Source organism: Rheinheimera mangrovi (assembly GCF_003990335.1).
Classification (GTDB): Bacteria; Pseudomonadota; Gammaproteobacteria; order Enterobacterales; family Alteromonadaceae; genus Pararheinheimera; species Pararheinheimera mangrovi.
Genome location: NZ_CP034683.1, coordinates 806,128 through 826,201, shown reverse-complemented (window position 1 = coordinate 826,201; position 20,074 = coordinate 806,128). Strand labels below are relative to the sequence as shown.

At 46.9% G+C, this 20,074-nt stretch carries 19 protein-coding genes; 10 read left to right on the top strand and 9 right to left on the bottom strand.

Annotated elements, in window-relative coordinates:
- The first annotated feature begins 90 nt into the window (after positions 1 to 90).
- From EK374_RS03895 to suhB, 5 genes are all read left to right on the top strand, one after another.
- The gene (locus tag EK374_RS03895) at positions 91 to 2,217 is read left to right on the top strand and encodes a TonB-dependent receptor (RefSeq protein ID WP_127020317.1); all 2,127 of its coding nucleotides are present in this window, start codon (positions 91 to 93) and stop codon (positions 2,215 to 2,217) included.
- A gap of 10 nt (positions 2,218 to 2,227) precedes the next feature.
- A complete protein-coding gene (locus EK374_RS03890; RefSeq protein WP_127020315.1) occupies positions 2,228 to 3,658 on the top strand; it encodes a hypothetical protein in 1,431 nt (476 codons plus the stop codon).
- Between the two features lie 163 nt (positions 3,659 to 3,821).
- Entirely contained in the window at positions 3,822 to 5,099 is a 1,278-nt protein-coding gene (locus EK374_RS03885; protein WP_127020313.1) for an ATP-binding protein, read from the top strand.
- Positions 5,096 to 5,608: a response regulator transcription factor gene (locus EK374_RS03880; protein WP_127020311.1), complete on the top strand. Its 513-nt coding sequence runs from the start codon at positions 5,096 to 5,098 to the stop codon at positions 5,606 to 5,608. The genes EK374_RS03885 and EK374_RS03880 overlap by 4 nt, the downstream gene beginning before the upstream one ends.
- Positions 5,609 to 5,687: 79 nt before the next feature.
- On the top strand, positions 5,688 to 6,491 hold the full coding sequence (gene suhB / locus EK374_RS03875) for an inositol-1-monophosphatase (protein ID WP_127020309.1): 804 nt from the start codon (positions 5,688 to 5,690) through the stop codon (positions 6,489 to 6,491).
- Between the two features lie 85 nt (positions 6,492 to 6,576).
- Here suhB and EK374_RS03870 read toward each other — a convergent pair whose 3' ends face one another.
- From EK374_RS03870 to rpmE, 9 genes are all read right to left on the bottom strand, one after another.
- Positions 6,577 to 6,951, bottom strand: a complete 375-nt coding sequence (locus EK374_RS03870; RefSeq protein WP_127020307.1) for a rhodanese-like domain-containing protein — start codon at positions 6,949 to 6,951, stop codon at positions 6,577 to 6,579.
- 315 nt (positions 6,952 to 7,266) lie between these two features.
- Positions 7,267 to 7,836 carry a HutD/Ves family protein gene (locus EK374_RS03865; protein ID WP_127020305.1) on the bottom strand — a complete coding sequence of 190 codons (570 nt, stop codon included), beginning with the start codon at positions 7,834 to 7,836 and terminating at the stop codon, positions 7,267 to 7,269.
- Positions 7,837 to 8,074: 238 nt separating this feature from the next.
- A complete protein-coding gene (locus tag EK374_RS03860; RefSeq protein ID WP_127020303.1) occupies positions 8,075 to 9,112 on the bottom strand; it encodes a sensor domain-containing diguanylate cyclase in 1,038 nt (345 codons plus the stop codon).
- Positions 9,113 to 9,382: 270 nt separating this feature from the next.
- Positions 9,383 to 9,772, bottom strand: coding sequence for a DP-EP family protein (locus EK374_RS03855; protein WP_164731815.1), 390 nt, complete (start codon positions 9,770 to 9,772; stop codon positions 9,383 to 9,385).
- Between the two features lie 72 nt (positions 9,773 to 9,844).
- Positions 9,845 to 10,000 (bottom strand): hypothetical protein, encoded by a 156-nt coding sequence (locus tag EK374_RS20655; protein ID WP_164731814.1) that lies wholly within the window; start codon positions 9,998 to 10,000, stop codon positions 9,845 to 9,847.
- Between the two features lie 141 nt (positions 10,001 to 10,141).
- Complete coding sequence (locus EK374_RS20995; protein ID WP_267898324.1) at positions 10,142 to 10,267, bottom strand: hypothetical protein; 126 nt, start codon at positions 10,265 to 10,267, stop codon at positions 10,142 to 10,144.
- A 173-nt stretch (positions 10,268 to 10,440) separates the two neighbouring features.
- Positions 10,441 to 10,827, bottom strand: a complete 387-nt coding sequence (locus tag EK374_RS03850; RefSeq protein WP_127020299.1) for a DP-EP family protein — start codon at positions 10,825 to 10,827, stop codon at positions 10,441 to 10,443.
- Positions 10,828 to 10,861: 34 nt separating this feature from the next.
- Positions 10,862 to 14,131: an nSTAND1 domain-containing NTPase gene (locus EK374_RS03845; RefSeq protein ID WP_127020297.1), complete on the bottom strand. Its 3,270-nt coding sequence runs from the start codon at positions 14,129 to 14,131 to the stop codon at positions 10,862 to 10,864.
- Between the two features lie 311 nt (positions 14,132 to 14,442).
- On the bottom strand, positions 14,443 to 14,655 hold the full coding sequence (gene rpmE, locus EK374_RS03840) for a 50S ribosomal protein L31 (protein ID WP_082101889.1): 213 nt from the start codon (positions 14,653 to 14,655) through the stop codon (positions 14,443 to 14,445).
- 193 nt (positions 14,656 to 14,848) lie between these two features.
- On the opposite strand from rpmE, the gene priA reads away from it, so the two are divergent.
- From priA to EK374_RS03815, 5 genes are all read left to right on the top strand, one after another.
- Positions 14,849 to 17,014, top strand: coding sequence for a primosomal protein N' (priA, locus tag EK374_RS03835; RefSeq protein ID WP_127020295.1), 2,166 nt, complete (start codon positions 14,849 to 14,851; stop codon positions 17,012 to 17,014).
- Between the two features lie 177 nt (positions 17,015 to 17,191).
- Positions 17,192 to 17,611: an SPOR domain-containing protein gene (locus EK374_RS03830; RefSeq protein WP_233280328.1), complete on the top strand. Its 420-nt coding sequence runs from the start codon at positions 17,192 to 17,194 to the stop codon at positions 17,609 to 17,611.
- Positions 17,612 to 17,751: 140 nt separating this feature from the next.
- Positions 17,752 to 18,270, top strand: a complete 519-nt coding sequence (hslV, locus tag EK374_RS03825) for an ATP-dependent protease subunit HslV (protein WP_046520987.1) — start codon at positions 17,752 to 17,754, stop codon at positions 18,268 to 18,270.
- Positions 18,271 to 18,282: 12 nt separating this feature from the next.
- The gene (hslU, locus tag EK374_RS03820; protein WP_127020293.1) at positions 18,283 to 19,614 is read left to right on the top strand and encodes an HslU--HslV peptidase ATPase subunit; all 1,332 of its coding nucleotides are present in this window, start codon (positions 18,283 to 18,285) and stop codon (positions 19,612 to 19,614) included.
- A 20-nt stretch (positions 19,615 to 19,634) separates the two neighbouring features.
- Positions 19,635 to 20,045 carry a gamma-butyrobetaine hydroxylase-like domain-containing protein gene (locus EK374_RS03815; protein ID WP_127020291.1) on the top strand — a complete coding sequence of 137 codons (411 nt, stop codon included), beginning with the start codon at positions 19,635 to 19,637 and terminating at the stop codon, positions 20,043 to 20,045.
- Positions 20,046 to 20,074: the final 29 nt, after the last annotated feature.

Below are 20,074 nucleotides of genomic sequence, written 5' to 3'. Positions count from 1 at the left end.
CATCAGGTCTGTGCTGCGACAATTTGTCACATGCTGTTTTGCTATCAAAGTCGGTAGGATCTGAACTTTATAAAGTTCAGGTACTTAGCGATGTACAAGCCTCTATTTTTTCCTGTTTGTTTGTTTAGCATGACCTCTGTTGCTGTCGAAGCAGATTTCCCGGAAACACAAGCCAAGGAGCAGCACGTCGAAGTCATGGTGGTGACCAGTAGCCGGCAACAGCAGCAATTGAAGCTGCTGGCAGAATCTGTAGCTGTGTTAAGTGAAGAAGATATTCGTAAAGTAAGCCCGGGGCATCCTGCAGATTTGCTGAATAGGGTGGCTGGGGTGCATGTAAATGATTTAGGTGGGGAAGGTCATATGACAGCTATTCGTCAACCTATATCCACCAGCGGTGTTTATTTGTTTTTGGAAGATGGTTTGCCAACCCGTCCTACTGGTTTTTTTAATCACAATGGCTTGTATGAGATTGATATTCCTCAATCAGGCCGGGTTGAAGTCACCAAAGGTCCAGGTTCTGCCCTTTACGGCAGTGATGCCATAGGGGGCATTTTTAATATTCTCACCAAAGCGCCACCACTTAGCAGAGAAACTGAACTCAGCTTGGAAAGTGGCAGTGATGGCTGGAACAGAGGGTTAATTGCAGTTGGAGCATCAGTGACAGACCAGAGTGCGGCACGCTGGGATTTAAACTGGACCAAAAGTGACAGCTTTCGTGAAAATGCTTACTATGACCGATTATCCAGCAGTCTGCGACTGGATCAGGACTGGAATGCTACCACCAAAATCAAGTATCTGGCGAGCTTTGGCAAAATTGATCAAAGTGGCGTTTCAGGTTTAAATGAACAGGACTACCTGCTACGCCCGCAAACTAACTATTACACTGGCGATATCGCCTTTCGCGATGTTCAGGCATTGCGTTTATCCGCTGAAATCCGCCATCAATGGTCGGATCAATCCGAGTTAATGCTGTTACCTTTTTACCGCGATAACAAATCAAGCCTGATGCCAAGCTGGATGCTCAGTTATGATCCTGTCACCAGTGAGACTGAATTTTACTCCATGGGATTGTTGGCTCAATGGTCCAGTCAATTGAATAAACAACTGCAATGGATCAGCGGTCTGGACTACGACTATAGCCCCGCCCGTTACACTGAATGGCAAATTACGGTACAGCGTGAGAATGGTATTTATACTGGCTATGAAAAAACTGGCCGCTTGCATTACGACTTTGACGCCGATCAAAGCTCTGTTTCACCCTATAGCCAACTGCAATGGCAAGCATCAGCAGCCTTGAGTTTGACGGCAGGCGTGCGTTATGACTATTTCAAGGTAGATTACCGCGATTTATTGCCAGCATCAGTGCCTGAAACTATAGGCAGAAGCAATTGGCTCAGACCTGATAACACACATTTGAGCTATGAAGCCCTGAGCCCAAAATTTGGCGCCTTGTACCAGCTCAGTGCACAGCAGCAGATTTACTTTAACCACAGACATGCCTTTCGGGTCCCTTCTGTGGGCCAGGTTTTCAGACCGGGATCCACCACAAACAGTACAGAGTTAGAGCCGGTGAAAGCACGTAATTCAGAGCTTGGCTGGCGTTTACAGGGAAAAAACTACAGCCTGGATTTAGCTTATTATCAGTTGGATATCAAAGACGATGTCGTCAGCTATATCGACAGCAACGAGCGTAAAGTCACCAATGCGGGTCATACCCGTCACAAAGGCATTGAAGCAGCCTTGGTCTGGGCACTGACAGATGAATGGAAACTAGGCAGTGGTTTTACTATCACCGATCAGAAGTATCTGGATTTCCAATACCTGTACTCCTGCTTTCCACCTGCTTGTGCAGCGCCAGTGACCGAAACCCGTAACTTCAGTGGTTTTGATGTAGGCAAAGCACCAGAGCAACTGGCCAATGCCAATCTGAGTTACAACCCTGCGTATATTCAGGCACTGCAACTGGAACTGGAATGGCAAAAAGTCGGGGCCTACTTCACTGATGAAACCAATACCAATAGCTACCAGGGCCACCAGCTATGGCATCTGCGGGCCAACTATCAATACAGCAATGACCTGCGCCTATACGCACGGTTAATGAATCTAAGCGACAAAGTGTACTCCACCTATACCAGCAATCAGGTGGGTTCCAGCGCTATTGAATACAGGCCTGGTATGCCACGCAGCCTTTTTGTTGGCATGAATTTAAGTTTCTAAGGAGCACCCCATGCAAAACAGAACCCTGATGCGCTGGCACAAGCGGCTAATTTGGCTCGGTGGCCTGACATTGCTTAGCTTTGCACTATCTGGATTTTTACATCCGCTGATGAGCTGGACAGGGCCTTCAGCAGCCAAGATGACGCCGCCCACCATGCAGTTAACCCCTCAGCAGTTGCAACAAGCCCAGCAACAGCTGCAGCAGCGTCAGGGTGAGGCCTATGCACTGGTAAAACTGCTGCCTTATCAGGATGAGATCTGGATCCAGCTCAGTAGTGATAAATCAGAACCCCGGCAATATCAGAGTTTGACGGGGCACGCTATTTCTGCACAAGCAGATCAGCAAATGGCAGTCTGGCTTGCAAGCTGGTATACCGGAGTTGCAGCAACACAACTGCAGTCAGTGCAGTTTCAAACCACTTTTGACCATAGCTATCCAGAGGTAAACCGGCTTTTGCCTGTGTATAAAGTTCAGTTGGGGGAGCTCACCGCCTACATTCATACTGAAAGCCAAAGCCTGGCATCGCTGAGCAACAGCTACAAAGACAGTCTGCAATTGGTATTCCGTACTTTACATAGTTGGAACTGGTTGAAGGCTGTGCCTGAACTCAGGGTAGCTGTAATGAGCCTGTTGCTGGTTTCTGTGCTGGTGTTAGTGTTCACCGGTAGCTATTTACTCTGGTCATTGCCATCAAAAATAAAACGCCGGGGCCTACGGCTTTGGCATTACCGTTTAGCCTGGGTCCTGTTTATCCCTGTTGCCTGCTATGCCATCACAGGTTTTTATCACCTGCTGCATAACAGCCAAAACGATCAGCTGATAGGTTTGGCATTGCCCGCACCAGCCCAGTTGCCGGATTTCAGCACTGCAACTCAAAACTGGCCCGAGCTCAGCCAAAACACCGCAGTACGTCAGCTCACTTTGGTGCAGGGTCCACAGCAACATTGGTATTGGCGTATGGCGCTAACTACGGCAGAGTTGCGCACTGAACGCGAGCAACGTTTTCAGGGCCAAGCCACAGAACAGCAGGTTATTTACCTGCCACTGCAACCGGAGAAAGCTAAACAGAAACTTGATGACAGCAACTACGCTGAATTTCTAGCCGGTATTTATTCACCCAACTGGCAAGCAGATACGCTGCAGCACGTGCGGCACTTTGGCATGAATTACGATTTCCGCAACAAGCGTTTACCTGTATGGCAATTGCAAACAGCAGAGGGCGATTTGCTGTTTGTGGATACTGCAACAGGCCAAAGGGTGGAGCAACTGCGCCAGAGCGATCAACTGGAAAGAAGCAGTTTTTCTTTGCTACACAAATGGAATTTACTGATGCCACTGACAGGTCGCTTTTATCGTGACGTTTTAGTTGAATTGTTGATGCTGCTTATTGTTGGACTGGCTGCAGCAGGTTTTGTGATGCGCTACAAAACAAGTCGCTAAGCGATCTAGCAAGAAGGTGCGACCTTTTGCCACATTGCGTAAAAGGTCATACAGGATGAAAATAACTTCGACGTCCACCAGATGACAAGGTGTTCCCACTCCTATAATCTGAGCTGTCAGTTTTTTGCAACGGCTGCTTCGCAGCCGCTTTTTTTGAGACACCATGAACAGCATTTCTTTCAACAACAGCTCCAACCTAGACCACCCCATTGAGCAATTGCAGCGCTTTCGTTGGGTCCTCATTAGTTTGGAGCTGCTGGCGAGCCTTATTGGCTATTTGTTTGATTATTCTATCCATAGCTGGAGCCTGCTGTGTTTTGTCTTAGCAGTGCATATATTTACCAATATCAGCCTGAAGCTGTGGCGTGGTCACCAAGGTTCTGAACAACGTTTTATCGCAATCAGTATTTTTATTGATCTCTTTATGATCACCGCCCTGTTGGCCATGACAGGTGGTGCCAGTAATGGATTTGTCGCTATTTTATTGCTGCCTGTTGCCGTAACCGCAGTCTTATTCTCCGCAGGTCCCAGTTATCTGATGGCGGTTTTAGCTATTGGCTGTTACAGCTTGCTGTTACAAATTCCGCTGGCAGGTGACCATTCAGCGCATCAGCATCACAGTGCTCAGAACATTACGACAGAACCCTTTAGCCAGCATATCAGCCAGATGTGGTGGGCTTTTAGCTTTAGCGCTTTTATCGTCAGCTGGTTTATCAGCGCTCAAACCCAACGTATTCGTATCACCTCGGCCCAATTAAATAAGCTGCAACAAAAACAACTGCAGCACGAGCAAGTACTGGCGGTCGCGACTTACGCCGCCAACGCAGCTCATGACTTGGCGACACCACTGCAAAACCTGGTGTTACTCACTGACGAGCTGACAGAGCAACAACAAGACCTGGCCTTAGCTGCCGATCTGCGTCAGCAATTACAGCTCTGTCAGCAGATAGTATTGCAGCTTCGTACTAATGCGCAGCAACTGCGTAAAGGTGACGTACAGCCGCAACCTTTGTATAACGCTATAGAACACAGTATTCAGCTTTGGCTGGTCAGCAGACCAGAGATCAGCATGGAGCAGAGTTTCAGCAGCGACGAGTCGCCTTTAACTGTCACTGACAGCATGAGTCTGGCGGCGGCTTTATTTAACATTCTGGATAATGCAGCTGATGCCAGTTTGCAAAATAAACAACCCAAATTAAGTCTTACCATGCAGCAAAACAACAGTCAGTTGGAGCTACAGATTAGGGATTATGGTCCTGGTTTGCCAGAGCACGATCTGGCGCAATTAGGCAAAAGGCCACACCAAAGTGAAGAGGGTTTAGGCTTAGGCCAGTTTCTGGCCAATGTGTCTATTGAGAGTTTAGGTGGCAAAGTGGAACGGGAGAATTGTGCAGGAACAGGTGTATTAACCCGTATTGTTTTTATTGGTAACCCGCGATGAGATTGGTGCTACTGGACGATGATGTCACCTTAACCCGAACTTTGTGCCGCCGACTGGAAGGCTTGGGGCATCAGGTGCAAAGCTATAACGAGGCAGTAAGCCCAGATTTATTAGTGGCAGAACAGGCCGATTGTTATCTGCTGGATTTACGTTTTGGTACTGTCTCTGGGCTGGATTATGTGGCGCCGTTACGACAACAGCTGCCGAAATGTCGCATCGTATTACTTACGGGCTATGCCAGCATAGCTACTGCAGTGCAAGCGGTAAAAGCCGGAGCAGACGACTACCTGACCAAGCCTGTAGATTTCGCAACTTTAACTCAGGCTTTAAGTGGTCAAGTCAGCACAACAGCAACAAATGAAGCCGATGTTTTATCGACAGATCAGCTGGAATGGGAGCATATTCAACGGGTTCTGGAACAGCATCAGGGCAATATATCCCAGACCGCCAAAGCATTGGCTATGCACAGACGTACCTTGCAACGCAAACTACAAAAACACAGGCCCTGAATTCGCTTTACTTTTTCTTGTCAGCGGCTACAATACGCGCCGCTCTTTTGACTGTTCTTTATACAATAAGGTAATCGTTATGCATCCGATGTTAAACATCGCAATTCGTGCTGCCCGCAGCGCAGGTAATGTCATCGCTAAAGCTTGTGGTCAGATGGACTTAGTTCAGACGACTCAGAAAGGCACCAATGACTTTGTGACCAACATCGATAAAGAAGCAGAACAGGCCATAGTGCATGTTTTACGTAAGTCATTCCCGGATCACGATATTATCGGTGAAGAAAACGGCGAATATGGCAACAACAATAGCGATTACCAGTGGATCATCGACCCGCTTGATGGCACCACCAACTTTATCAAAGGCATTCCTCACTTTGCTGTATCCATAGCTCTGCGTCATCAGGGCAAACTGGATCAGGCCGTGGTTTTTGACCCATTACGTGGTGAAGTTTTCACTGCATCCCGTGGTGCAGGCGCTCAGCTTAATGGTCGTCGTATCCGTACCACCAATTTACCTGATTTAGGCGGCGCTATTCTGGCGACAGGTTTTCCGTTTAAACACAAACATCATTTAGATGCGTACACCGAAACCTTTAAAACTCTGATGATTCAGGCTGCAGACGTACGCCGCACTGGTTCAGCAGCGCTGGATTTATGTTATGTCGCAGCAGGCCGTTTTGATGGTTTCTGGGAAATTGGTTTAAAGCCGTGGGATTTCGCTGCAGGCGAGCTGATTTTACGTGAAGCCGGTGGCTTAATCAGTGACTTCGCTGGTGGTAACAACTACCTGCGCAGCGGCAACATTGTTGCAGCCAGTCCAAAAGTATTAGGTGCCATGTTAAAAGGCATGCGCCCACATTTAACAGAATCTCTGTTGAAGTAAATATCCCTGTAGGGGACGGGTTTATCCCGTCCCGTCTTGCGTTCTATTCCAAACTCTGCGGGTTTATCCCGTCCCGCTTCGTTCATCACAGTTGTGGCTTAGTCAAAGGCAGCCCAGCATTGACCCAGGCTGTATACCCCCCCGCCAGACTCCAGACATCCTGATAACCCATTTTCTGCAGCATATCGGCCGCTAATGCCGAACGAAAACCACCACCACAATACAAAATCAGCGTTTGTTGTTTATCCTGCACTGCTTTTTCCACATCCCGTTCAATCACACCTTTACCCAAATGAATAGCAGCAGGCAAATGCCCGGCCAGCCACTCTAAATCCTCCCGCACATCAACCAGCACATAAGGGGTTGGAAACTGCTGTAAATCAGCAATAGTCAGCTCTTTCACCCTGCTTTTGGCATCGTCGACCACAGCCAGAAAGCCAGGGGAATGTTGTTTGGACATAAAAACCTTCTTGTAGTTACATGTAGCCACTACTTTTAATCAATGGCTGTGTCAGTTAAATCAATATAAAACGAAGCTACCTCTTTTCCCCCTTAGCCGCAAGCCGCTCAAAAATGGGTGGCCAAGGTTTTAAGACGAGGAGTGTTTGAGAGAGGAGCGGTAGCAACGAACGAGTTGCCGAGTCGCCTTGGACGCACTTTTTTGAGCGGGCTTTCGCAGCGGCCAGGGTCGCCTTTTCTTTGGATACTTTCTTTTGGCGACACAAAAGAAAGTATCTCGCCAACGGCGAAAGCGTTTTAATTCAGTAGCAAACTGCTACAAAATTCTAATCCACACCAACCGACAGGGCTCTGCACTGGCTTTTATCTGCAACTCCCCTGCCTCAGCTGTGCATAACAAGCTTTGCCCTGCGTCCAGTTGATAACTCTGCTCTTTGAAACTTAGCTGAAGCTGACCAGAAGCCAGATATAACAAAGATTCATTGGCAAGAGTTAAAGATAAAGGTTCAGTTACAGACAATACCTGCAAGCTGGCTTTGACATCAGAGCGCCTGGTCATCAGATTAAAATCCCGTACTGGCCCTGCTATTAATGTGCAGTCAATGGTTGTTTCACCGGCAAAAGCAAAAGGCTGTAAATCTTTATCCAACACAACTGCCTGCTCTTTTGCCCCATGCAAACAAAAACCATTGCCTTGCAGCAGCATAATAATGCGGTCGATTTGTTCAAAACGGGAAAAGGGACCGTCGCTGGCGACTTCGGCTATAGAAACACGCCAGCGCATGCCGCTTTGGTCGTCAGAACGGGCGAGTTGATGCGTAATTCCGCCGCCATTTTTCCAGGCCTGAGTGTGCCATTGGTCTGGGGAGATAAGTTGAAGTGCCATAACAAGAACTTAAAAGCTATTTAAAGTGGCTTATCTTAGGCGCTAAGTTAGGGTGACAAAAGGGCCTGACCATAAATAAAAACGCCTCTTTGCAGCGAGGCGTAAAACAATCAGCTGGCGTTGTTGCAGCAAAACCAGCTGTTTTTGTAGGGGCGGCGGCTTGTCCCTGCCCTTCTATAAACACCGCGGTATCATTAAACGGGCGGGGATAAACCCCGCCCCTACAGCGTTCGGGCAATTAGCAGCAAGCGCTAATACAATTCCTTCCTTCTGCCTTAGCGCGATACAAAGCCGTATCGGCCGCACATAACATGGCAAAAGGAGTGCGGAACTGGCCGCTGCTTTCACTGGCATAGCCCTGACTGACAGTGACAGCGAGCTCCTCCGACAGGCCTTGCTCACAAAAATTCAGCAGACTGACATAATGCTGCACTCTTAATGCCACGGCTTTGGCCATAGCTTCGTCGTGGTAAGGCAGAATCAATGCAAACTCTTCACCACCATAACGGGCCGCTAAACCCTGACCACGGGGAACAGCCAGCGAAATAGCAGCTGCAATACGGCGCAGGCATTCGTCGCCCTGAATATGACCGTATTGATCATTAAACTGTTTAAAATAATCGACGTCGACAATCAGCACACTGACAGGGCTCTGTTTGCGACTGCATTCGTCCCAGTATTGTTGCAGCATTTCTTCAAAATGGCGGCGATTGGCCAAGGCTGTTAAAGGGTCGGTGCAGGCCAGCGTATGCAACTTGTAACACTCGGCTTTGTAAGAGGATAAATCACGTATCACTATCACCAGCAGCGGGTCGTCTGAAGGTAAATAGGACAACGACAGCTCAATATCTTTGACATCACCATTAGCACAAATAATGGCCATTTCAGCCGGCGACTGTTGCTGCGACAATAAACCCCGACGGCCCATATCCACCAGGCTGTGGTAATGCTGCTGATAGCGTTTCACTAAAAAGTCCGGCCAGCAGTGCCCCCGTAATGCACCCTGGGTATGGCCCAAAAACTGCGCTGCTTTGCTGTTGATACACACTATAGTGCCGCTGGAATTGACCACTAATACAGCTTCAGACAAGTACTCAATCAAAGCAGGTAAAGACTCAAGATGAGGGACCGCATAACCACCAGCACCAGAAAAATCGATCCGGCTTACATCGTTGCGATTATAAAGTGAAGGGTTTAACTCGGCACTACTGCCATTCGCTTCACTTACAGGTGCAGAAGTTAAATATAATCTTTTAGTTTGTGCTGAACCAGTCATAGGTCTGTGCTCCATAAGCCCTTATACCGACGCATTACTGCGTTTACTGAGCATGACTTTAGAACTTATGGAAAAAACAAACCTTCCGGCAACCTTCTGATTTAAATCATTGAATTTAAATAGAATAAAATTCTCTAATAAACTAAAAAAGCCCCAACTGGGGCTTTAATTCAACTTTATCGCCTGTGTCAGCAGTAATAATCCTGTTCACACTTGCTTATAACAACAGCTATTCAGCTTTTACCGCCAAACACAACAGCTTTAGCAGGCTCACTTAGGTGGCACATCTTCCTTGTTTACAATCTGCGGATCCGGGCTTACCAGCAGCAAATCATTTTCTTCCGACTCGAGGATAAACTGGTATTTGCTGACACCGGAGTTTTCAATATTATTCTCCAGCTGAATGCTTTGGCCGTCGCTACTTACCGTCACTTTTTCTATATGACCGTCAAAAGGGTTGGTAAAACCAGCGCCTATTAAACGTAAACCTTTAGGCGATTTTTTGCCCGGCACCAACACATAGGTAATAGTGGTATTTTCAGTCAGCTCGACATTACCGTCACAAACTACACCACTTTGGGCATAACCAAATATCGCCTGTTTATTTTTATCTAAGGTGACACTGGTTTCGATAGGGTCGGCGGCATTACAAAATGGCAAGCTGGAGCCTGTTAATAACAATTTGTCGGTGTCAGTGATAATCAGCGCATTTTGATACTGGCTGATGCTACTTTATTGGCCAAACAGCGCCAGAATTTTATAAATTTCAGTGGCCGACAAATTGGTTTCCAGCAGCTCTTTATCAAAGCTGATTTGCTGGTGTTTTTTCGAAAACTTCACACTGCTGACAAACTGAAATACATGCTGTTCCAGTGCATCTTTACCCAAGAAACTTGGAGTTGCGGAGAGGCGACAAGTCAGTGAGCCTCCAGGAGCATAGCTTACCTATGCGACTGGGGCGAGATGGCGCAGTCAACAAAGCCGCAGCTTCAAGTGCGACGGGTATAAAGGCGAAGCGGAATTTAACAGCTACTGCAAATCAGCATTGGTTTTTACAGGGGCAAGTGCCAGATCAATTTCTTGTTGGGTGGCGGCCTGACTGAAAAATGGCGCTGCTGCTAATAAAGCAGTAAAAAGTAAAGTCGTTTTTTTCACGCTAATTCCTTTTAATTGAAAGGGTTAAGATGGGGACAAATCTGGCTCCATACTAATAGCGGGACAGGGAATACACAATAGAAAATTGGGGATAGTTTAAGTTATGGCTTTTTTAACGCTGAAAAAGCCCCGATTGGGGCTTTTAGATTAAGAGTTACTAATTGCTATAAGTACTAAGACTTAGGAGGTACCACATCTCTATTTACTATTTGCGGGTCAGGGCTTAATAACAACAAGCTATTGGTTGTATTAGTGAAAATCAGCTGGAATTTTGTTGTACCAACTACACTGTCTTCATCAACCAGTACCAGCTCCTGACCATCAGCTGAAACCTGCACCGCATCGATAATTTGGTCATAAGGGGTTAAAAAACCAGCACCCATAAAAGCATAACCAGCAGAATTAACCAGTCTGTAGGTAATATTTTCTCCACAAGTCACGACCACATTGCCAGTGCAAACTGCACCATCCTGCAGATAAGTGACTTTAGGTTCTTGATTAACATCCAGCGTAATCATGACGTCAATAATAGGGCCCTGAATTAAAGTTGTAGCGTTCATAAGTTTTCCTTGGTTTGGGTTAAAGAACAAAATTTTAGAAAGCACTGAGTACGATATTCGATTTCTGTAAAAGCTTTTGCAACTCAGGGTGTTGATCCAGCTCATTAAGGCAGGTTAAAGCTAAAGCATAAGGTTGGATATAGTGAGGCTTTTTATCTTTTTGCTGCAAAGGTTCCAGTAGGCTCTTTACCTTGGCGCAGGATTGCTTGCTTTTATCATGTTGTAATTGTGTCCTGTAATGCCTAGCCTGCAGCAGTTCAGTTTCAGCTAATGCAAGCACTAATCTTGGATTACCGGGTTCAGCAGCATAGAACTCCTGATACAAAACTAATGCCTGAGATGTAAAGTCTGTGCTTTTCTGTGATTGACTTATTGCCTGATAATAACGGGCGGACTCAAGTAATAAGTTACTATAGATCCTCAGATAGTCTTGTTCACTACCATAGTCCCCTTTCATTTTGAGAAGCTCATGCAGCAATAAATCAGGGGTATAGTTGATACGCGAGTCACGTAGCTTCGCATTCAATCTCATTAACAGAACTTTGTAGTGAAATGAACTACGTTGCCATACTTTGTTGTCGGGATCCTGTTTAATCACTTGTTCCAGCATGCGGTGAGCCTGATGTAATAGCTCAAAAGCTTGCATGGTTAATCCCTGATAGTCATTAATAACAGCAAGATTAGAATAGCTGTTAAATACTTTATCCAACATGTAAGCATCTGATTTAGCTCTAATATTCATTTTTTCAAATTCAGACTGTATCTGCAAATGCACGGAGATAGCCTTATTTGCATTCCCTTCAGATAATGCAGCACTAGCTAGCCAAGATCGGGTATCTGCTATATCTGCAATCAAAGCGGTATTGGTAGGATCTTTAGCTTTTGCTAATAATTTAAGATTAAGCGACTCATCAAAAAAAGCTGTGGCTTGCTCAAACTCTTGCAATTTCATCGCCAAAGAGCCTAATGAATTAGTAGCGTAAGATAACTCCATGAGGGCATCTACACTGTCTGGCGCTATTTTGTACATAGCCTGGCTATAGCTGTAATACAGCTCAAGTTCTGGTTTGGCCTCTAACCAGTTATTGGCATCGTACTGAATTTGCCCTAACCAAAAGGCATTGGCGCCTAAGGTTTTTAGCAGTTCTAAATTATCTGGTTGCTCACTAAGTACTGGTGTCAGTTTTTCTCTGGCTGCTAATAAAGCGGTTTTGGCTTCATCAATTTTGTCACGTGAATACGCCACTTCGCCCATAGCTTCCAGCGTTTGGCCATGTTGCAAGCGGGCCTGGGTGCTTAGGTACTGATCTTTTTCCGCATCAGAAAAGTCGCTGAAATACTCCAGCGCTTTATTGCTGATACCGTCCAGTAAATCCATCCGGCCTATGCTGCGCAATTTGTCGGCAAAATCACCCACCATAAAACCTAATAAACTTTCGGCCGCCAAACGTTTTTGCTGCGCCAGTTTTTCCGCTTCAAAACTTCTGAAGCTCATTAATACAGCAGTAAAAGTCAGCACACAGAGTAAGGCAAAAGTTAAGCGCCTGCTGGTGCGTACTAATTTGGATCTTTTGCCTGAGGCCAAAATAAAAGCTTGTTCGTTGGAATCCAGCGTAAAAAAGCCATTTTGCGCTAACTGCTGGGCTTCGGCTAAAGGTTTGCCGTCGGCCAATAAATAAGCGCTGTGTTTATCTTCGGCCAGCCAGCGTTTGGTTAAATGCTGCAAGCGGCTTTTTACACTTAAACTTTGATGATGTTCTGCTATCCAGGCTGTGGCTCTTGGCCAGCGCCTTAATAAAGCTTCGTGTGCCACACTAAAACAAGGCACAGCGTTTTGCAGGTGGGAGACAAATAAACGATGCTCCACCATGGCTTGTACCAAAGTACGTTCAGCGTCATTTTGTAATTGTTGCCAGAGTGCAGTGCGGCTGGTGATGGACTGTTCGTCTTCGCGTAACGTCACCAGTAAGGAGAGCACCCGGGGTAAGCTGTCTTTTTCTGCTGTACTTAACTGGGCTATGGCCTGCTCGGCATTTTTACCTATAGCACCTTCAATACCACCTAAATTTTTATAGACAGAAAACAGCAGTTGATTGCTGTCGCTGCGCTGTAAATACAATTCCTGCAAGGTGTATTGCAGCATAGGTAAAGCATCGGGGTTGCTGGCCGCTTCGCTGCATAACAACTCATCCAGTGGTACTGCGGTGTTTGGATCTAAATCCCAGCTTAAATTGGCGGCTATGGCGGGTAAGCGGATCATTTGTAAAAGTTCGGCTCTGCCGGGCGGTGCTAAGTCAAAATGCGCACCACGGGCTTTGCCTGCCATCAAACTGGGATAGGTAACCAATAAAGGGTAAAACTCGTTACGACAGGCACTTAGTACCAGCACTAAACCTGAAGTGGCCAGTTGTTCCATCCGGTCGATAAACTGCAACCTTTCTTCTTCGCTAAACAGCGGCGAAGACAACAGCACTTCAAGCCGGTCGATAAAAATGGCAAAACGGCATTTGCTTTCGTTTTGGCTATGATTTTGAAGCGCTTTTTTACAGCTTTGCAGCACCCAGTCCATTTGATGCTGTAATTTGTCTGCGAGCTGCTCAGCACTGCAGCCGTCAAATACGGGCTGGTCTGCAAGGTCCCAGTCGAGCAAAGCACTGGCCAGCTGCATCAATAATTGGCCAGGTGTCAGATCAGCTAAATCCAGACTGCTGTACGACTCCACTTTAACGCCGTTGTAGCCGCTGTTTTGCATCAGATTTGGCATTACGCCGGCATTAATTAACGAGGATTTACCGCTGCCGCTTGGGCCTAAGACTAAACAAAAGGCTCTGCCGTATTGCACTTGCTGCGCTATACGTTCCAATAAGGTGTCAATTTGACTGCCACGGCCAAAAAACACTTTGGCATAACGGGCATCGTAAGCCTGTAAACCCGGAAAAGGTGAACCGCCCTGCCAGCTTTGAGGTGTGGCGCTCTGTTCCTGCCCCAGCGGGAAAGTGACCTGAGCTAAAGTGCGGTAACCACGTTTACGAATGGTTTCAATATAAGTAGAGGAAGTAGCGCTGTCGCCAAGAGCTTTACGAATTTGGGTGATAATTTTATGCAGCGGGTTATCGCCCACTTCAGCCTGAGGCCAGCAAATGCTGACAATCTCGTCGCTGCTTAGTACTTCTCCGGCGTTTTGGCATAACAACACCAGCACATCCATAGCTTTAGGTTCAAGCTGGATCAGCTGTTTGCCAAGCCTCAGCGTATTGGCACTGGGGTCTACCTGCCACTCGCCAAAAAAGAAAGTACCAATCATAACCACAGCCAGAAGTTAACTATATGTTTAATATATAGTTGTGAGCTGCATTATGAAAGCACTGATTTGTTACCCGTCGTTCTTGAAGCTGTAGCGGCGTTGGCTGCGCTCACTCGCCCTAGTCGCATAGACAACTATGCTCCCAGGGTCTCACTTGCTTGCCGCCTTGCCACAACTCCAATTACTTAGGGTAAACATCAAAGCGAGGGCAAGCTTACACCCTTAAAAACCTGCCCCCCAAAATATTACTCTAACCCGAATTAAAACCAACAAAAAAGGAGCCGAAGCTCCTTTTTGACTGATGCCTGAAATTACTTGGCGCCCAGTACTGCGAAACGTTTTTTGAAGCGGTCAACACGGCCGCCTACGTCTAACACTTTCTGCTTACCAGTGTAGAATGGGTGGCAAGCTGAGCAAACGTCCAGGTGGATGTCTTTGCACAGTGTAGAGTGAGTTTTGAAAGAGTTACCGCAAGTACAAGTTGCAGTGATTTCTTTGTATTCCGGGTGGATACTTGGTTTCATGGGTTACCTCGTTAGGCCGTATCGCTATCTGATCAACTGTTGTCAGACACCATACGCAATTTCAGTTAAATTAGGGCGCGTAGTTTAATGGCTAAGGCTTAAAGTTTCAACAAAATGGCTGATTTATTTTTAATGGCTTTGTGTTACGTCGATCATTAAACTAATTGCTTGATAAAACAGGTGGAATTTAGCTGTGACAGTACTGCGGGTAGCCTTACCTATACCTCTTAGGGTGCATTTTGATTACCTTTGTGACAAAGAGGTAAGCCCAGGTTGTCGTGTTTTAGTGCCTTTTGGTAAACGCGAGCTGATAGGTATTGTCTGGCAACTGAACCCCACCGACAGTTACGACGCGACTCAATTAAAAGCTGTGACCGAAGTATTGGATCAAATACCTGTATTAGCAGCCCCTATTCGCCAGTTACTCAGTTTTGCCGCAGATTACTACCATCATCCTTTGGGTGATGTGCTGACCAGTGCCCTGCCCGCTTTGTTACGCGATGGTAAAAATGCCGATCCGGTTAAAGGCCATAGTTATAGCCTGACCGAAGCTGGCCAGCATTTAACTGCAGAGCAATTTAAAGCAGCTAAAAAACGGCTGGCCTTATGGCAACAGCTGCAGCAGCCTCAAACCGAAACGCAGTTACTGCAGCATTTTCAGCGCAAAGAGCTGTTGTATTTTGTTGAACAAGGCTGGGCTCAAGTGACACCAGTGTTATATGGCCCTTATCACACTGCAGCTGAGCAGCAAAAATCTTTGCCACTGAATCCGGCGCAGGCGCTGGCGGTGACAGCAGTGCAACAAGCCTTAGGCAGTTTCAGTTGTTTTTTACTGGAAGGGGTGACAGGTTCAGGCAAAACCGAAGTGTATCTGCAAAGCATAAGCCCGGTGGTCAAAGCCGGTGGGCAGGTACTGGTGTTGGTGCCTGAAATAGGTTTAACACCACAAACTTTAGCCCGTTTTGAACAACGTTTTGCTGTGCCTGTGGGCGTCTGGCATTCCAATATGACAGATCTTGAGCGTTTTACCGTTTGGCAACGATGCCAAACCGGTGATTTAGCCATAGTGATAGGCACCCGCTCCGCCTTGTTTTTACCTTTTTTAAAGCTTGATTTGCTGATTATTGATGAAGAGCACGATAACTCCTTTAAGCAGCAAGACGGTTTTCGTTATCACGCCCGTGATTTAGCCATTAAACGCGCTTCGATTCAGGGTTGCCCTATTTTATTAGGCTCAGCCACACCCAGCTTAGAGAGCCTTGCCAATGTGCAGCAAGGCCGTTTTGCGCATCTGGAATTACCTGACCGCGCCGCTGGCCAGTTGATGCCGACAGTTGAGCTGGTGGATTTAAAACAACAGCAAATGATGCATGGGATGGCAGGTTTAACTCGCCAGCGTATCGAACAACATTTAAAACTCGGCCAGCAAGTACTGCTGTTTTTAAATCGCCGTGGTTTTGCCCCAGCTCTTATTTGTCATGAATGTGGCTGGATGACCGAGTGCCACAGATGCAGTGCTTTCACTACTTTTCATAAACAAAGCCGTCAGTTGGTGTGCCACCATTGTGGGGCGACTAAAGGTGTGCCGCATCAATGTGGTGGTTGTGGCAGCACCCAGCTGGCTCCTGTGGGTCAGGGCACTGAACAGCTGGAAGAGCAGTTACAGCAACTGTTTCCTACACATACTGTCACCCGACTGGACAGAGACAGCATCAGACGCAAAGGCAGTTTGCAAAAAGCCTTGGATCAGATATTACAAGGCGAACCTCAGCTTATTTTAGGTACTCAGATGCTGGCCAAAGGCCATCATTTCCCTAATGTTGGCCTTGTGGTGATTATTGATGTCGACTCTGCTTTATACAGCAACGACTTCAGAGCGCCTGAACAATTAGCTCAGTTGTTAACTCAAGTATCAGGCCGTGCCGGACGAGGCTCACAGCCTGGTAAAGTGCTGCTGCAAACCCATTATCCGGGCCATGCTTTGTTGCAGGACGTGATCCAAAACGGTTACGCCTCCTTTGCCCGCAGTGCATTAAAAGAGCGGCAACAAACCTTTTTACCACCTTTTATGTTCCTGGCTTTGTTTAGAGTGGAAGCGCATCAGCTGGAGCTTTGTAAAGAGTGGCTGCAAAAAGTGGCTGACCATTACAAAAACTGGCCACAAGTGCAGTTACTGGGGCCATTGGCTTGCCCTATGGAACGTAAGGCGGGTAAATACCGCTGGCAAATTCAACTCTTTGCCAAAGACAGGAAACAATTACACCAAAGTCTGGACTCTGTGCTGGCGGAAATCAGCCGCTGGTCGTTAAGCCGTAAGGTGAAATGGCAGCTGGATGTAGACCCACAAGACCTGAATTAATCATTTCTTTTTAACAAAACTGCAGTAGAATGCGGGACATCAGGCCAGTTGTTGTTAGTTGTGAAGATGCCACCAAAAGATTATGTCAAAGCAGGTCGGGCCGCTCCCAGACCAAGAAAAAATACCAAAACAGTGAAACCTTTCCCCTGGCCGCTAGTGATAACGGTAGGTGTGTTAGTGATTGGTTTTGCTTGGTTTTTATACCATTTATCGCAAAAAACTCCAGTAGACGATCCGGTAACGCCAGTCATATCCGCGAAAAAAGACGATTTGCCACCTAAGCCAGCCAAAGAGCCTTACCAGTATATTGAAGAACTGGAAAATAAAGAAATTCAGGTGACGGTGGAGGAGCTGGCTGCCAAAGGGCCATTTTTAATGTTTTGTGGTACTTACCGTGCTATAGAAACTGCTCATCAAATGAAAGCCAAAGTTGCTTTTGCCGGCTACCCTTCAGAAGTGCGGCGCATTGAAGGTAAAAATGGCGTGTTTTTTCGGGTAACTTTGGGGCCTTACACCAGCAAACGTCAGGCTGAAAGTGACAGAAGCCGGTTGATGCGACAAAAAGTGGTGGAGTGCCGCATCGCCACAGCCACTTAAACGCCTTCCATATTTATATCCAAAGTAATTGGAGTTGCAGTCAACAAAGCTGCAGCTTCAAGTACAAAGGGTATTGAAAATCTGCGTTCCCACCCTTATCTCCTTGGTAATCCGTTTTCCTCAGCCAAAAAGGGCTTCCGATGACCACTATTGTTTCTGTACGCCGCAACGGTCATGTTGCGATTGCGGGTGACGGCCAGGTTTCGCTTGGCAACACTGTGATGAAGGGCAACGCCCGCAAAGTTCGCCGTTTGTATCACGGCAAAGTATTAGCTGGTTTCGCCGGCGGCACAGCCGATGCTTTTACCTTATTTGAACGCTTTGAAGCCAAACTCGAAATGCATCAGGGCCATTTAATGCGCGCAGCTGTTGAGCTGGCTAAAGACTGGCGCACTGACCGCATGCTGCGCAAACTCGAAGCCTTGTTAGCTGTAGCTGACGCCAATTGTTCACTGATCATCACTGGTAACGGCGATGTGATCCAGCCAGAACATGATTTAATCGCCATCGGCAGCGGTGGACCTTTTGCTCAGGCGGCTGCGACTGCACTTTTGGCCAACACTGAATTAAGCGCCCGTGAAATTGCAGAAAAAAGCTTAACCATAGCTGGTGATATTTGTGTCTATACCAATCATCACCAGACCATTGAAGAATTGTAAGGGTAAATTTGAATGTCTGATATGACTCCAAGAGAGATAGTCCACGAGCTGGACCGCCATATTATTGGTCAGGCTAATGCTAAACGTGCTGTAGCTATTGCACTGCGAAACAGATGGCGCCGTATGCAACTCGCCCCGGCTTTGCGTCAGGAAATCACGCCAAAAAACATTTTGATGATAGGCCCAACAGGTGTAGGTAAAACTGAAATAGCCCGTCGTCTGGCTAAATTGGCCAACGCACCTTTTATTAAAGTCGAAGCCACTAAGTTCACTGAAGTAGGTTATGTCGGTAAAGAAGTGGAAAGTATTATCCGCGACTTGACCGACAGCGCAGTAAAAATGTTCCGCGAGCAGGAAGTGGCAAAAAATAAATTCCGGGCGGAAGAAGCTGCAGAAGAACGTATTCTGGACGCCTTATTGCCACCAGCCCGTGATGCCTGGGGTAAAGCAGAAACCAGCGAGTCGGACAGCAACACCCGCCAAACCTTCCGTAAAAAATTACGTGAAGGTCAGCTGGATGATAAAGAAATTGAAATCGATTTAGCCGCACCTGTAATGGGTGTGGAGATTATGGCACCGCCGGGCATGGAAGAAATGACATCCCAGCTGCAGTCTATGTTTCAGAACTTAGGTTCAGACAAGAAAAAAAGCCGTAAGCTGAAAATTAAAGATGCCTTTAAGCAACTGGTTGAAGAAGAAGCAGCCCGCCTGGTGAATCCGGAAGAGCTGAAGCTGAAAGCTCTGGAAGCTGTGGAGCAAACCGGCATCGTCTTTATTGATGAAATCGACAAAATTTGTAAGCGCGGCGAAACCAGTGGCCCTGATGTGTCGCGTGAAGGTGTGCAACGTGATTTGCTGCCACTTATAGAAGGCTGTACCGTTACCACTAAACACGGCATGGTGAAAACTGACCATATTTTGTTTATTGCCAGTGGTGCATTTCAGATGGCAAAACCGTCGGATTTAGTACCTGAGCTGCAAGGTCGTTTACCAATACGGGTTGAGTTGGATGCCTTATCAGCCAACGATTTTGAACGTATTCTGACTGAGCCGAAAGCCTCGCTGACGGAACAAAGCGTGGCCATGCTTGCTACCGAAGGTGTACAAATCAGTTTTGCTGAAGATGGCATTAAACGTATTGCCAATGCAGCCTGGCAGGTGAATGAGCGCACTGAAAACATCGGAGCACGTCGCTTATATACTGTGATGGAAAAATTGCTGGAAGACCTGTCCTTTGATGCGGCTGATCACAGCGGTCAGCAAATTTTGATCGACGCGACTTATGTTGATTCACACCTGGACGCATTAGTGCAGGACGAAGATTTAAGCCGTTTTATTTTATAACTTTTAGTAAAGGCCATAGCATGACAGCACAGACTTCTGTTCCAGCATCAGCTGCAAAAACCTCACAGGTGTCTGTGCTGCATTACCATCGCTTCAGTAAAATGCTGGACGTTAAATTTTCTGACGGACAAGTTTTTCACTTTAGCGCTGAATTTTTGCGGGTGTTTTCGCCTTCGGCCGAAGTGCGGGGTCATGGCAAACCTCAATTGGTCAGCCATAAAAAGGCGGTAGCAATCACCCAGATAGTGCCGGTAGGCCAATATGCGGTAAAACTGGTATTTGATGATGGCCATCAGACGGGGTTGTATAGCTGGGCTTATCTGGCAAAACTGGCGGCAGAGCAGGACGAACTTTGGGCGGATTATTTACAGCGCTTAAAACAAGCCAACAGCAACCGCGACAGTCAGCTGATAATCAAACAAGTACATTGATCATCAGCTGTGTTCACAACTCCAGCCTT

Excerpts from the sequence above, each read along its gene's own strand:
- EK374_RS03895 (WP_127020317.1), top strand. The coding sequence starts at position 91 with ATGTACAAGCCTCTATTTTTTCCTGTTTGTTTGTTTAGCATGACCTCT.
- hslV (WP_046520987.1), top strand. The coding sequence starts at position 17,752 with ATGACCACTATTGTTTCTGTACGCCGCAACGGTCATGTTGCGATTGCG.
- hslU (WP_127020293.1), top strand. The coding sequence starts at position 18,283 with ATGTCTGATATGACTCCAAGAGAGATAGTCCACGAGCTGGACCGCCAT.
- EK374_RS03850 (WP_127020299.1), bottom strand. The coding sequence starts at position 10,827 with ATGAACGCTACAACTTTAATTCAGGGCCCTATTATTGACGTCATGATT.
- EK374_RS03815 (WP_127020291.1), top strand. The coding sequence starts at position 19,635 with ATGACAGCACAGACTTCTGTTCCAGCATCAGCTGCAAAAACCTCACAG.
- EK374_RS03870 (WP_127020307.1), bottom strand. The coding sequence starts at position 6,951 with ATGTCCAAACAACATTCCCCTGGCTTTCTGGCTGTGGTCGACGATGCC.
- EK374_RS03890 (WP_127020315.1), top strand. The coding sequence starts at position 2,228 with ATGCAAAACAGAACCCTGATGCGCTGGCACAAGCGGCTAATTTGGCTC.
- EK374_RS03880 (WP_127020311.1), top strand. The coding sequence starts at position 5,096 with ATGAGATTGGTGCTACTGGACGATGATGTCACCTTAACCCGAACTTTG.
- suhB (WP_127020309.1), top strand. The coding sequence starts at position 5,688 with ATGCATCCGATGTTAAACATCGCAATTCGTGCTGCCCGCAGCGCAGGT.
- EK374_RS03860 (WP_127020303.1), bottom strand. The coding sequence starts at position 9,112 with ATGACTGGTTCAGCACAAACTAAAAGATTATATTTAACTTCTGCACCT.
- EK374_RS03845 (WP_127020297.1), bottom strand. The coding sequence starts at position 14,131 with ATGATTGGTACTTTCTTTTTTGGCGAGTGGCAGGTAGACCCCAGTGCC.
- EK374_RS03885 (WP_127020313.1), top strand. The coding sequence starts at position 3,822 with ATGAACAGCATTTCTTTCAACAACAGCTCCAACCTAGACCACCCCATT.
- rpmE (WP_082101889.1), bottom strand. The coding sequence starts at position 14,655 with ATGAAACCAAGTATCCACCCGGAATACAAAGAAATCACTGCAACTTGT.
- EK374_RS03865 (WP_127020305.1), bottom strand. The coding sequence starts at position 7,836 with ATGGCACTTCAACTTATCTCCCCAGACCAATGGCACACTCAGGCCTGG.